Consider the following 13,391-nt stretch of genomic DNA (forward strand, 5'->3'; position numbering starts at 1 on the left):
CCATATTTTATAATTGCAAAAAACATTTCTTTTATTTTGTCATAGTCCTCATGTAAGAACACTATAATTTATTCAATTCTATAAATAATATCATAACATTGAGAATTCTTAGATATAGATGACAATCCTGTAATAACATCAACTGCTATTCCTACAAAATAGTCGATTTCAGATATTTGTAAGGCTAATGCAAAATCTTTCAGATCTTTTTCTCTCTTTTGTTCATATTCTTCATAACTCAAATCTGAATAAAAAAAGTCTTTTGCAAGTATACTATATATCTTCCATTCAGGTGACTCAAAAATAATTTTTTCTATTTCGTGCTCAACTTTATGTCTTTTCCATCCATAATATAAATCATGCAAAATAACAGCCTTCTTAAAACTTGAAACAATTAACTCTTGCATTACTTGATCAACATACAGCTTATCATCACTTACTATTGAATTGTCATGTGCGCCCCTAATAGCCACAGCATAATGAATCATAAAGACAATAATATCTTCCTGCAGTTCTTTCAAATCAATAGACTTAAGAAGTATTTGCCAACAATTTCCTCTATATGCCTTAACAGATTCCGAGTTCACCAGTTTGATATGATACCTGCAAAAAGTATTACCTCGTCCAACTTCTGCAGATCTAAATTCAAATCCTAAATAGTATTTAACATATGCTAAAATCAGTTTTAATGAGTAAGTATTCGTACCTTCATACTGTGACATAGTCTCACAAATTATTTTCTCAGACTGGAAATTAAATCTAGATGAGTCCCGAGTAATGTTATATTCGTTAGTTAGAAACTTATATGCCATAATAGCTTTTTCTTCTGATTTACCACCATACTGTATTAACAACTCAACAACGGTCCTTAGATATTCACTATATTGATACCCTGTAAAAAACCCTAAGATATTATCGTCGGACTTAAATAAATCTTTATTAAAATCAATTTTACAATTTGAAAATTCTTCTTGGGATATATTATCAATTTTGTCACTTGCAATTAAGAATGCTTCCTCAGGCTTAAACACATGAAAAACGACTGCAAAATCAAAAAAGTATGGACTCTTTTCTTCTTCAAATTGTTTCCACACCTTATTTATTTCTTCTCCAAGATATTCTCTTAATGTTTTCTTTGCAAAGATATTTAATGATGTATTTAAAGCTCTGGTTACCCCCTTCTTAAAATAAATAAATCCAATCTTCAACACTTCAGAGAAAGGCAATATCATCATTTCAAAAAATGTAGTTTTTCAACTTAAATGCAACATGGTGTTGCACTTACTCTGACAGGTACCTCTGTTGCATTTACTTTGAAGTATATCATTAGCTCAGTTTCAAAATTATTAAATATAATACATAGAGCCACTCTAATTGATAAATCAAGGAAATATAAGGCTATTGTGTAGGTTTTATTTATGGTTATATTGGGCTTAATTTATTATAAATTTCACTTACGAAATTCTAGTCAAGGCTGGGCTGAAAGCCCATTCACTTTAGCCTTGACAGATTTCGTGTAAGTGAAATATAATCGATTAGCCCAAATATAAGGTTTATAAGTAGATATTGGTAAAATTTTTCAAAGTAAACGCAACACTAAAAACCGTTGCATTTAACCTGAAAGATATCACTGCGGTTCAGAATCTCATCAATGACCGCAAGTGTGAACAGCGCGAAATTGAAAAGGACAAGCGTGACCTTGAATACCATGAAGCTCGTATGAAGGAACTCAGCAAGTAAACCAATCTCATATTATTAACCGTGGAGGTGGTGGGAGCAATCCTGCCACCTTTGTGGTTTAGAAAGGACAAGCTAATGAAAACACTTAGTATTGATATTGAAACTTTCAGCGATGTACAGCTTCCGAAAACAGGCGTATATCGATACTGTGAGTCTCCTGATTTTGAAATATTGCTATTTGCCTACAGTGCAGATGCTGGCGCTGTTCTATGATATGGGCGGCCACAATGGGACTACCATTATCCTTGGAAGGTGTCGGCACAGTTCTTGGACTTGAAAAACAGAAACTTACTGAAGGAAAAGACCTCATCAAATACTTTTGTCAGCCTTGCGCTGCTACTAAATCCAACGGCGGCAGAACCAGAAACAGACCTTTTCATGCTCCTGATAAATGGGAAGCCTTCAAGCGATATAACATCCGTGATGTTGAAACAGAAATGGGTATCCAGCAGAAGCTTCACAAATTCCCAGTTCCAGATAGTGTCTGGGAAGAATACCACATCGACCAAGAAATCAACGACCGTGGTGTAAGACTGGATATGGAACTTGTGCATCAGGCTATTGAAATGGACTCTCGCTCTCGTGAAGAGCTGACTGCTGCCATGAAGAATATTACTGCACTTGAAAATCCGAACTCTGTCCAACAGATGAAACAATGGTTATCAGATAACGGTGTAGAAACCGACAGCCTTGATAAAAAGACTGTGGCAGAGCTTTTGAAAGACGCTCCGGAGAAGCTTGCTGACGTACTTACTCTCAGGCAGCAACTGGCAAAATCATCTGTGCGTAAATATCAGGCTATGGAAAAGACCGTCTGCGAGGATGGTCGTGCTAGCGGAATGTTTCAATTTTACGGGGCTAATCGAACCGGTAGATTTTCAGGACGTAATATCCAACTGCAGAACCTGCCTCAAAATCATCTTCCTGATTTAGCAGAGGCACGCAGTCTGGTACGTTCCGGTGATTTTGAAGGTGTAAAGCTTTTGTATGAAGATGTACCAGACACCTTATCACAGCTAATAAGAACAGCATTTATCCCTCGCAATGGCACTCAGTTTCTTGTTGCAGACTTTTCTGCAATTGAAGCTCGTGTTATTGCATGGTTCGCTGGTGAAGAATGACGACAAAGGGTATTTGCCAAAGGCGGTGACATTTACTGTGCTTCTGCTTCACAGATGTTTAAGGTTCCTGTTGAAAAGCATGGTATTAATGGGCACCTGCGCCAGAAAGGTAAAATCGCATAACTTGCTCTTGGATATGGCGGCTCCGTAGGTGCTTTGAAAGCTATGGGGGCTATCGAGATGGGACTTTCTGAAGATGAGCTTCCTGCACTTGTAGATTCTTGGCGCCAGTCAAATCCACATATCGTTGAATTCTGGTGGGCTGTTGACCGCGCAGTTATGGAAGCAGTCAAGTACAAACACACTACCACCGAATATGGACTCACCTTCTCTTGCAGAAGCGGCATGCTCTTTATCACTTTGCCTTCTGGCAGGAATCTTACATATGTTAAGCCAAAGATAGGAACCAATAAGTTCGGTGGTTCCTGCATTACCTATGAAGGTGTCGGCAGCACTAAGAAATGGGAGCGCCTCGATTCCTACGGGCCAAAGTTCGTCGAAAACATCGTGCAAGCAACAGCTCATGACATTCTCTGCTATGCCATGAAGACCCTGCAGCACTGTTCTATCGTTATGCATATTCATGATGAACTTGTTATTGAGGCTGACCCTCGTATGTCATTGGATGCTGTATGTGAACAAATGGGAAGAACTCCGCCTTGGGCTAAATGTTTGCTTCTTCGTGCAGATGGTTATGCAACACCATTTTACAAAAAAGATTAAATTCATCCGCTCAAACCGAGCATTCATCTCCAGTGGAAATTAGAGGTGGACGCTCTTTTAGTCTACCCTGAAAGGAGGACTCTGGTATGATACTGTTTCCACAGTTTCTTAATGATGCAGAACCTGCAGAACGTGAACTCGGCTTATTCTTTGGTAACGCACTGATGAGCAAATGTTCTGAAGTATGGGTGTTTGGCAATCGTATCTCATCCGGAATGGAAGCGGAAATCAATCGTGCCAAGTGGAAAAACTACCGCTTGCGCTATTTCACAGAAGAATGTCAGGAAACTTAATACTATGTATGAAATTAAACAAAACAGACGCAGATTACAAGATGGTACGGAGATTACCACTTACACCCGTGATGTTGTCAGCTGCAATATTCTCGAAGTTGAAGCAGGCACCACAGGTTTTATGGGAGGCAATACAGGACATGGCGGTCGCACCTATTTTCGCATCAAAGATGAAGGCTGCACCGATATGAATATTCGCGTTATACGTGACCGCTTCGGAGATACAGAAGGATTTGAAGTAATGCTTGGTGGTGACTGCGAGCTTGAAACAATGATTCGTGCACTCAAGTTTATTACTAAGGTGCTGGAGGATGAATCCGAGGAGGTGTACGACTAATGTTTACCATTTACTGTTCTGATGTTACCGGAAATCCCGGTAACTGCTCCTACCCTCATAAGCAGGTTATTCTCGACGAGGACAGCCTGAAAACTGCAATCAGCCATGATTATGTATGTGCTGAATATAAAAACAGCTACCGCAATAGTGACAACTTTATCGGTAGCGACTGTCTGCCAGTAGACTGCGATAATGACCATTCAGAAAATCCTGAAGACTGGATTACTCCTGAAGATGTTATGCAGGCTTTTCCCGGCGTAACCTTCGCAGTTCATTACAGTCGTTTTCACAACAAAGTGAAAAATGGTAAGCCTGCAAGACCGAAGTTTCATATTCTTTTTCCAATCGAGTATGTAACCGATGCTACGCTTTACGCTGATATGAAAAAGCTGGTCAATTCCATCTTTCCTTACTTTGATACGCAGGCTCTGGATGTCGCTCGTTTCTTCTTTGGGACTGCTGCCGCTGAGGTTGCTCTATATCCGGGACTCATGAACTTAACAGAATATCTCGATGAGGATATTTTCGATGAAGATATGTCAACGGAGCAATATTATAGTTCCTCTATCCCTGAAGGCAGTCGTAATGCTACCATGTCAAGATTTGCCGGAAAGGTCATCAAAAAATATGATGACAGTGATAAAGCATATCAAGCATTTCTGGATGAAGCTACAAAGTGTAATCCACCACTGGAAACATCCGAACTTGCTACTATCTGGCACAATGCTCAGCGTTTCTACGCCCGTGTTTCACAGCAGGATGGATATGTTGCTCCTGAAGTATATAATGCCCCTTCCTGTTATAAACCAGAGGATTATTCCGATGTCGGACAAGCTGAGGTGTTAGCAAAATATTTTTCTAAGGAATTGCGTTACTCTCCGGCTACTCACTTTATCCGCTATTCCGACCACTACTGGCAGGAAAGTGAACCCGGCACTCAGGCTGTGGCACATGAGCTTACAAGACGTCATCTTAAGGAAGCTAACAATGACCTGATGGAAGCACTCGACAAAATGAAAAACTGCGGTGCTCAGAATATTCTCGACAGTACATCAAAGGCAAAGGCAGAACAGCTTATGAACGATGAACAGCTGAAAGTATATCAGGAATTCTTAGCTGCAAAAGCATATCAGGCATTTGCAATTAAGCGCCGCGATTCCAAAAACGTGACATCCACATTAAAAGAATCACACCCAATGCTTGAGATTTCTCCGAGAGACTTGGACGCAGACTGCTTTGCGCTTTGTACTCCTGAAGCAACCTATGACCTTCGTAAAGGTATGGCAGGTGCTCGTGAGCATTCACCGGAAGACTTCATCACCAAAATCACCAGTGTATCACTGGGTCAGAAAGGTATGCAGATTTGGCTTGATAGTTTGAATCTTATCTTCCAGCACAAGCAGGAACTTATCGATTATGTTCAGATGATTTGTGGTCTTGCTGCAATTGGCAAAGTTTATGTAGAAGCACTCATCATTGCTTATGGTGATGGTCGTAATGGTAAGTCCACCTTCTGGAATGCTATTTCTCGTGTACTCGGTCTTTACTCCGGTAATATTTCTGCTGATACCTTAACCGTCGGTTGCCGCAGAAACATCAAACCTGAAATGGCAGAAGTCAAAGGAAATCGTCTGCTTATTGCCGCCGAGATTCAGGAAGGCGCAAGACTGAAAGACTCTACCGTAAAACAACTCTGCTCCACTGATGATGTTTTTGCTGAAAAGAAGTATAAAGACCCCTTCTCATTCAAACCTTGCCACACGCTTGTGCTTTACACGAATCACTTGCCTCGTGTATCTGCATCTGACGATGGTATCTGGAGACGTTTGATTGTAATTCCTTTTAACGCCAAGATTACCGGCAGCAGCGACATCAAGAATTACAGTGAGTATCTCTACGATAATGCAGGCAGTGCTATTCTTGCGTGGGTCATAGAAGGAAGCAAGAAAGTCATTGAGCTGGATTATCAGATTCCAGTTCCGGCCTGCGTGCAGGAAGCCATCAACGAATACCACAGCCAGAACGACTGGTTCGCTCACTTCATTGAGGACAAGTGCGTTGTGGGTGACGATTATAAGGAAAGTTCCTCTTCTCTTTATCAGGCATATCTCAACTACTGCATCGATACCAACGAATACGTGCGCAGTACCGCTGACTTCTATTTTGTATTGGAGAATGCTGGCTATGAGCGTATCACTCAGAACAGAAAGCGCTATTTCAAGGGTCTGCGTATCCGTACCGAAGACGATTTTGAAGAAGTAATCATGGATAAGGAAGTTATTTTTGTTATACTCCCTGTCATTTACCTTATATTCTCCAAAGGGTATATTGCCGATAACCGCATCGAAGAAGTTATTTGAAAAGCTCGTTTCTTCAAACCCTTTAATCTGTATGTCGCTTTCAGGGTATAAGAGTTTTCCAATACGACCGCTTACGGAGTCAAGCTCCACACAATAAAACTTGGACTTTTTCATTTCATCAGGACGATTACCGATAAAGTTTCCTACCCCCATACTTGGTTCTAATATATTACCGCTCTTAAATCCCATATCAGAAAGTGTCTTATATACGCTGTCAATAACTGCTTTCGGTGTGTAAAAGCTCGTTAAGGTAGATTCTCTTGCAGCTTCATATTCAGATGGTGATAGATTTTCCTTTAAGAAACTTCTTGCAACTTCCCATTGTCCCTCTTTACTTTCGTCAAACACATCAGCAAGTCCGCCCCATCCTACATACTTTGCCAAAGTTTCCTTATCGGTACTATCAAGCTCTCTTTGTCCACTCTCTACACGATTAAGCATAGAGATTGCTTCAAGGTTATTGTTTAATCTCTCACTTGGAGATAACTTTTCAGGCAGCGTTTCTTCTGTGATTTTGTTTTTAGAAATCTCCCTTACAGTGTATTCTTCATGATTAAAATATACGGTATCTCCATCTTTAACTTCAGATTCATCTGCAAGGCTTTCCTTTTCTTCGTTAAGCTCTACTTCTTCTCTTTCTTTGAGGTAATCAAATAGCGTTCCCTGAACAGGTGTTACAGCTACTCTTTCTTCTATTTCTTCAGATACATCAAGCTCTGTTTCTTCTTCAAAGCTAAGCTCCCCATTAAAGGCTGATTGAAGCTCCTGCTCATCCATCTGCTTGACAAGTTCCGTATCTTTAAGTTCTCTAAAGGTCTTTGGAAAATCTTCAAAAATAAGCCTTTGAGTATTTAATTCTTTCAAGTCTTCAAGATTGAAATATCCCCATTCAGGTTCAATCCCAAGTACAAGCCCAAAGGCATCGCCGCTTTCTTTATCATATTCCGTCATATACCAAGTCCAATTACTTCTAAATGGAATGATATATGCTGCATGAACTTTTTTGTCAGCCAAAGCTACATTTTCCTGTGCATAAGGTTCAAGCACTCTTTCAAGCATTTCATCGGTCATCAGATTTTCAGGATCATCTTTGGAATAATATTGTGGTTCTTTTTCTTCTTCTATCTCTGTATTACTTTCTATTTTCTTTTCTTCATAAAGATTTTTAGAAAGCAGTTCATCAATATGCTTTGCCACACTTGACCAAGTAATAAAAACATCATTACAATCTTTCTTTTGCAATTTAAGCCCCTTTGCATCGTGCCATTCATCACTTCCCATTGCACCTGAAACAGCATGAGAGCTTCCACCTATGCCATACTCATCTTTTAAAAAGTTAGCTTTTTCTTGAAGCGTATGATTTTCTTTGAAGAATTTTGTAATTCGCTCTTTTCCCTTATCTATTCCGCTTCCTCTTGAAAGCGTAGAAAGAACTTCGTCATCTGTAATAAATGGCTTTACTTTAGGAAATTCTGTAAGATTGGTACTATATTCCTTTCGTGTCAGATCAAGTTCCTGTAATTTCTGATAAAGGCTATCTAACTTGTGATAATGAAATCTTAGTACACCTCTGTTTTCTTTGTAGCCTGCTAAGAACCTACTGTATTCTTTGATTGTTTCCTTTAGGTATTCAGGATTTTTTAATGCTTCAGACAATCTTTTCGTTTCTTCCGGAAAGCCACCACCTATTTCTATAAAATCAAAATACCCATGTGCTTTTCCTTCTTCGCTTAAATCGTGATATAGATACCATAGGGATTCTGAAATTCTGTCCCTTTCATAATCATATGCTTCAGAAAGTTCTACATTTGTGGCAAACTCACCGCTATTAAGAAGCTCATTTATTCTGCTTGCTGCTTCATTCCAACTTAAAACCTGCGTATCATCTTCTCTTGCAGATGTTCCGTAAGATAAGTGAATACCTTTATCTGAATACCAAGAAGATACCTCTCTTTCATCAATATAAAATCCATTTCCTCCTCTAAAGGTATCTTTGAGGTATTCTCCTAATTCTTCATTGCTTTTTCCTTTAGAAAACTCAGCAATAACAGGAAGCCTACCACCACCATGGTTTCCTCCGTTAATAAGGATAGTGTCTATATCCTTCTGATTAAGAGGAATAGTAAGCCTCATCTGTCCATAAGAATTTTCAGGTAAAGAAAAAGAAGCCTTATCAGCTTCTCTTATCTCTGCTTCAGTATTTTCTTTTAGATTTCCACGATTTCCTTGATGGTCATCTCTTTCAGTGCTGAAATCATTGCCCCATACTGCGGATTGTTCTCGCCCTCTATCTTCCAAGCTGCCATCAGCTTCGGCTTCTCTGTTCTCATAAACTCTATCGCTTGTTTCTGAATATCCATCAGGTGTCCTGTCAGCTTCTTCTCCTTGTATAGGTCTACCAACATCTCGAAGTGGCTCTGCTCCTCGCTCTGTGATAGATAATCCAGCCTCATCACTGCGTAAGTCGGATTCGGGAATTCTTTCATGAAGTCCGCCTGTTCCTCTAAGCTGTTTAGCGTATTCTCCCTGATTTTTTCTATTATCTCGTCCGTACTCTCCATTTCGGAGAACTCGCTCGTTTTCATTTCTTTTCTGATCATCTCGTCGAAGTACATTTTCTTCTACCTCCTCAATTTCTTCTCTAATCTTATTATATCCTGCTTCTTTACCTCTTAAAACCTCTTTATCAAGCTCTTTACTTTTCTGAATGGTTTCATCAATAATATTCCCACTAATATCCGATACGGTTTCACCAAGACTCATAAGAGATATACTATCAAGTCTTTGAAAATTCTCTCTTAACAGCTCCTTATCCATAAGATAATCAAGCTAAAATCTTGAAGTAACTGCATAGCTTATTGAGTCCCTCACAAACTTTGTAAAAGATATTCTATCTTCATCTGCTATTCTAAGCTCATTCGTAAGGTTGTCTATCTTTTCATCACTGTAAAGCCTGCTTAAAGAAAAAATATTTTCTAAGGTGCTTTCTCTTTCCTCATAACCTTCGTTTTTTATCATTTCCTTTAAGACATCCCTATGAGCTTCTTTGTCAAAATTCCAAAGATTTACTTCATTAACATCCCTGTTTCTTGAAACTATCTGACCTATATCAAAGATATAGTCAACTTTCTTATATATGCCATAGTCCTATAAAATAGGGATACCTTTCTGTCCTCTCATAACAGTTCGGTTAAATCGTTCTCTCCAATAATCGAACTTGGCACAGGCTGTCGCTTCAGGATTTCTATCATAGATACTTAATTGACTTCTAAAGTCATATCTTTGATTGTTTCCAACAACCCTTAGGAGCTTCAGATATTCTGCATCACTTTGTAAAATATCTTGTTTTACAAGCTCCAAAATGTTATGAAAATCATTTATTCGCATTTTTACCTCCTTCTTTTTTACAAACAAAAAAGGTGTTAGATTTTACTCTAATCACCTCTAAATTCTGTGTATTGCAACTTACTGCTATTTAAATTAAGTTTAATATATTCCTGTTAAATATATAGAAAATTCTATCAGTTAAATCTTAAATGTACAACCAGCGTCCTGTTCCATCTATCTGCAAAATACATATATATTTTTGTACTTAACTTTAATCCATGACAATCCTTTAATGCCTTTTGGAAAAATCCATCTACTTCTAAAAGCTTGGTGTTCGTATACTTTGCAAATTCCTTTGGGCTATCTACACTAAAATACATTTGTGCATTTGTATTTCCCGTTTTCTTCACATATTTGTTGGCAAGTTTTAACCCTTTAGAATTTGTAGCATCAAAGACTAATTCTCCATTAGGAATTTGAGCTTTCATCTTTTTAATCATCTCTATAATTTTAGACTCATCAAAATACTGATAAACACCCGAAACAGAAATCAGTGTTGGAAGTGTTGCATCTATTTCTTTAATCCAATCAAGCCTGAACATATCACCTGAAATAAGATTTTCGTTATTGCCATTTCCAAGCACTCTTTTTCTAATTTCGATAACACTCGGCAAATCTACTTGATAAAAGTTGGCAGTTTTATTTCCTATACGATGATAAGCAGTTTCTAAGCCTGCACCTAAAAACACTACATTTCCATCAGGATTATCTTTAAAAAAACTTATTATCTTTTCATCTATTGTCTGTTGTCTACAAACACTCGCCATATAAAAATATTCATTGCTGTTTTTGTCTATGCTGTCTGTCGGTATATGTGACTCTAAGGATAAAGCCTTTTCATCATAGAAAAATTCAGGGAACTTTTTTGTTGCATATATTCTTCCTACAAGCGGGATATACAGGGTATCTTCCACACCATTTAGTATGCTTTCAACACTCATCATTTCACTCCTTTCTTCATCTTAATTGCCTTCAAATCAAAGCTTCTCCTATCGTATTCCTTTTTCATTTTTCTTCATTCGCTTCTACTTTTTCCTCTGCAATTTCAGTGTACTCTTTCAGCTTTTTCTGCAATAAATTTTTATCTATCAGTTTTAAGGTGTATTCCGATACCATTGTTTGGGAAAGACTTCTGCTAAGTGCAAATTCTACAACCTCATCATCTTTTGATGCACAAAGAATAACTCCGACACTTGGATTTTCCGTTTGTTTCTTAACTTCCCTATCTAATGCTTCCAAATAGAGATTCATCTTTCCTATATATTCAGGCTTAAATTCTCCAATTTTGAGTTCAAATGCAACTAAGCATGACAGTCCTCTATGATAAAATAACAGGTCGATGTAATAGTCATGATTTCCAACCTGTACCCTATACTCATTTCCTATAAAGGAAAAATCTTTTCCAATTTCTAAAACAAAGTTCTTCAAGTTCTCAAGTATTGATTTTTGAAAATCTCTTTCGTTACCACCCTTTGGTGCATCAAGGAACTCTAAAACATATTTGTCTAAAAACAAATTATGTGTTTCTTGTTTTGCTTTTTGAATTGCCGGCAACATATTGCCATTTGAAAGCATAAAGCGTTCATAGTAACCACTATCCATCTGCCTTTCCAACTCACGCTTTGAATATCTTTCTTTTACTGCCAATTCAATATAAAATCTTCTCTCTTCTTGGCTTTTAGAAGCTGACATTATTTTCAAGTGATTAGTCCAACTCAATTGTGTCACCAGTGGTGACACTTTTTCATCATCTTTATATAACTCATAGAATTGCTTCATTCTGTAAAGTCCTCTACGATTAAATCCCTTCAGCTCAGGATAGTTAGTCGAAAAAAATTCTGCCACATTATCAACAAATCCGGAGCCATAAGATGCTTCTTCAGTTTTTTTACTAATATATTTTCCTATCTCTTGATACATTAAGATCAACTCTTCATTAACTTTTCTATATGCACGATCTTTTGCATTTTCTACAATCGTAACAATCTCTTCAAACGGATTGTTGTTTTTCTCTGCGTTAATATTTTGCAAAGAAGTCTTTTCTTTATCCATAAGTTCCTCCTATCGGCATCTAACATCTACAATTTATTTCCTACTCTGTATATTATCCTCGATGAAAGTCTTTGAATTAACAATTTGTATTTTCCCCTCATCTACTATAAAAGTTACATAATCTCCATTTTCAATTTCTAATATGTCTCTAATTTTCTTTGGAATGGTAACTTGTCCTTTTGCCATAACCTTCGCATTATCTATAAATACTTCCGCCATAAAGTACCTCCACATTTCCTACTTTCCCTACAAAAAGATTATAGCATTTTTAAGTCATTTTTTCCACTCTGAAATTAGTGGCTACTTACTTCTATATTTCAAAACAGCTTCATTTATCTCCATTTCAATACCTTTCAAAAATTCTTCCTTTGAAGATTTACCGCTTGCAATATCCGATAATTCCATTTCCCACTTTGCAGTTGTTTCTGACGACTTAAATGTATCAGATACTATTGTTACAAGGCTGATCCCTTTATGTGTAGCTACAAGATTTTTCTTATCTCTTTCAACAAAACCTTTATATATAAGATTTTCAATTATTCCTGCCCTTGTTGCAGGTGTTCCAAGTCCTTTTCTTTCTACTTCTACACCTTTTTCAAGTGCATCATTTCCTGCTACTTCCATAGCCTTTAAAAGTGCATCTTCTGATACATTTTGTCAAGGGTATTTAAGAAATTTCTTTATCTTTTTTATAACTCATATCTTCACATTCTTTCTGAATGAGCCTATTTATTTTATCTGTGATTGTTTCATTACTTGTTTCGCTGAAATGTACTGTAACTTTATAATTAGTTTTTCCAATCTTTTTATGGAATGTATTTTCAGCTTTGCTTTTTTCATCTGTCATCTGCATTGCTCCTTTCCTTACAATAAAAAAAGCGATTAGACTTTTACTTTTCTAATCGCTCTAAATATTTTTATTTGTTTAAGGGATAAGTTGAGTTTTAAAGCTTAATTTTTATCTTAGGTATACTTTGATACCTCCTTTTAGTCTTAACGCTCTAAAAATGCCTTTACACCGCCTTGTATGATAGCTATAAATGTTCCCCCTTGTCATAATCTTCAAAAGTTGGAATCTTGCCGTTCTTTTTCTGTGATAGTTTATCCTTGTCCTGTTCATACCAGTTAAGGATTGTTACATAGTGGTCTTGATAGGTCTTTCCGGTACTCTTGATATATCTTGACAGCTTTTCAATCATCATATCGGTATGACCTTGCAGCTTATCTTTCAGCTTTCGGTATTCTTCATCGGTTAATCGAATATTTTTATATTCTCCATAAAAAGAAAAGGGGGTATCCTGTTCTACTCTCCCCTTTTCTATACGGTAGTGTCAAAAGACACCCCTTGTTTTCTTATAAAACCTTTATTTTCAGGGGT

At 37.5% G+C, this 13,391-nt stretch carries 10 protein-coding genes and 4 pseudogenes; 4 read left to right on the forward strand and 10 right to left on the reverse strand.

Annotation, left to right across the window (positions count from 1 at the left end):
* Positions 1-68: 68 nt before the first annotated feature.
* Positions 69-1,094: a hypothetical protein gene (locus ACTTKP_RS02065; protein WP_442552246.1), complete on the reverse strand. Its 1,026-nt coding sequence runs from the start codon at positions 1,092-1,094 to the stop codon at positions 69-71.
* Between the two features lie 721 nt (positions 1,095-1,815).
* On the opposite strand from ACTTKP_RS02065, the pseudogene ACTTKP_RS02070 reads away from it, so the two are divergent.
* The 4 genes and pseudogenes from ACTTKP_RS02070 (at position 1,816) to ACTTKP_RS02085 (ending at position 6,574) form a co-directional block, all read left to right on the forward strand.
* Positions 1,816-3,584: pseudogene (locus tag ACTTKP_RS02070) on the forward strand (DNA polymerase).
* Positions 3,585-3,670: 86 nt separating this feature from the next.
* On the forward strand, positions 3,671-3,877 hold the full coding sequence (locus tag ACTTKP_RS02075; protein WP_442552247.1) for a DUF7768 domain-containing protein: 207 nt from the start codon (positions 3,671-3,673) through the stop codon (positions 3,875-3,877).
* Positions 3,878-3,881: 4 nt separating this feature from the next.
* Positions 3,882-4,214, forward strand: a complete 333-nt coding sequence (locus tag ACTTKP_RS02080) for a hypothetical protein (protein ID WP_442552248.1) — start codon at positions 3,882-3,884, stop codon at positions 4,212-4,214.
* Positions 4,214-6,574: a phage/plasmid primase, P4 family gene (locus ACTTKP_RS02085; protein WP_442552249.1), complete on the forward strand. Its 2,361-nt coding sequence runs from the start codon at positions 4,214-4,216 to the stop codon at positions 6,572-6,574. The genes ACTTKP_RS02080 and ACTTKP_RS02085 overlap by 1 nt, the downstream gene beginning before the upstream one ends.
* On the opposite strand, the pseudogene ACTTKP_RS02090 reads toward ACTTKP_RS02085, so the two are convergent.
* The 9 genes and pseudogenes from ACTTKP_RS02090 to ACTTKP_RS02130 form a co-directional block, all read right to left on the reverse strand.
* A pseudogene (locus ACTTKP_RS02090) lies at positions 6,467-9,391 on the reverse strand (helicase-related protein); the annotation flags it as partial. The gene ACTTKP_RS02085 and the pseudogene ACTTKP_RS02090 sit on opposite strands and share 108 nt — an antisense overlap.
* Positions 9,392-9,403: 12 nt before the next feature.
* Entirely contained in the window at positions 9,404-9,592 is a 189-nt protein-coding gene (locus ACTTKP_RS02095) for a hypothetical protein (protein ID WP_442552250.1), read from the reverse strand.
* A 129-nt stretch (positions 9,593-9,721) separates the two neighbouring features.
* Complete coding sequence (locus tag ACTTKP_RS02100; protein ID WP_442552251.1) at positions 9,722-9,961, reverse strand: hypothetical protein; 240 nt, start codon at positions 9,959-9,961, stop codon at positions 9,722-9,724.
* Positions 9,962-10,095: 134 nt separating this feature from the next.
* Positions 10,096-10,902, reverse strand: a complete 807-nt coding sequence (locus ACTTKP_RS02105) for a class I SAM-dependent methyltransferase (RefSeq protein WP_442552252.1) — start codon at positions 10,900-10,902, stop codon at positions 10,096-10,098.
* A gap of 64 nt (positions 10,903-10,966) precedes the next feature.
* On the reverse strand, positions 10,967-12,013 hold the full coding sequence (locus ACTTKP_RS02110; protein WP_442552253.1) for a PDDEXK nuclease domain-containing protein: 1,047 nt from the start codon (positions 12,011-12,013) through the stop codon (positions 10,967-10,969).
* 33 nt (positions 12,014-12,046) lie between these two features.
* Positions 12,047-12,232 (reverse strand): AbrB/MazE/SpoVT family DNA-binding domain-containing protein, encoded by a 186-nt coding sequence (locus ACTTKP_RS02115; RefSeq protein ID WP_009526446.1) that lies wholly within the window; start codon positions 12,230-12,232, stop codon positions 12,047-12,049.
* A gap of 81 nt (positions 12,233-12,313) precedes the next feature.
* Positions 12,314-12,658, reverse strand: a pseudogene (locus tag ACTTKP_RS02120) (DNA topoisomerase); the annotation flags it as partial.
* 22 nt (positions 12,659-12,680) lie between these two features.
* Entirely contained in the window at positions 12,681-12,860 is a 180-nt protein-coding gene (locus tag ACTTKP_RS02125) for a transposon-encoded TnpW family protein (RefSeq protein WP_006001240.1), read from the reverse strand.
* A 187-nt stretch (positions 12,861-13,047) separates the two neighbouring features.
* A pseudogene (locus ACTTKP_RS02130) lies at positions 13,048-13,335 on the reverse strand (replisome organizer); the annotation flags it as partial.
* Positions 13,336-13,391 lie beyond the last annotated feature (56 nt).

It is taken from the genome of Catonella sp., from assembly GCF_052169795.1.
Lineage (GTDB): Bacteria > Bacillota > Clostridia > Lachnospirales > Lachnospiraceae > Catonella.

Excerpts from the sequence above, each read along its gene's own strand:
- ACTTKP_RS02075 (WP_442552247.1), top strand. The coding sequence starts at position 3,671 with ATGATACTGTTTCCACAGTTTCTTAATGATGCAGAACCTGCAGAACGT.
- ACTTKP_RS02080 (WP_442552248.1), top strand. The coding sequence starts at position 3,882 with ATGTATGAAATTAAACAAAACAGACGCAGATTACAAGATGGTACGGAG.
- ACTTKP_RS02085 (WP_442552249.1), top strand. The coding sequence starts at position 4,214 with ATGTTTACCATTTACTGTTCTGATGTTACCGGAAATCCCGGTAACTGC.
- ACTTKP_RS02095 (WP_442552250.1), bottom strand. The coding sequence starts at position 9,592 with ATGATAAAAAACGAAGGTTATGAGGAAAGAGAAAGCACCTTAGAAAAT.
- ACTTKP_RS02100 (WP_442552251.1), bottom strand. The coding sequence starts at position 9,961 with ATGCGAATAAATGATTTTCATAACATTTTGGAGCTTGTAAAACAAGAT.
- ACTTKP_RS02105 (WP_442552252.1), bottom strand. The coding sequence starts at position 10,902 with ATGAGTGTTGAAAGCATACTAAATGGTGTGGAAGATACCCTGTATATC.
- ACTTKP_RS02110 (WP_442552253.1), bottom strand. The coding sequence starts at position 12,013 with ATGGATAAAGAAAAGACTTCTTTGCAAAATATTAACGCAGAGAAAAAC.
- ACTTKP_RS02115 (WP_009526446.1), bottom strand. The coding sequence starts at position 12,232 with ATGGCGGAAGTATTTATAGATAATGCGAAGGTTATGGCAAAAGGACAA.
- ACTTKP_RS02125 (WP_006001240.1), bottom strand. The coding sequence starts at position 12,860 with ATGACAGATGAAAAAAGCAAAGCTGAAAATACATTCCATAAAAAGATT.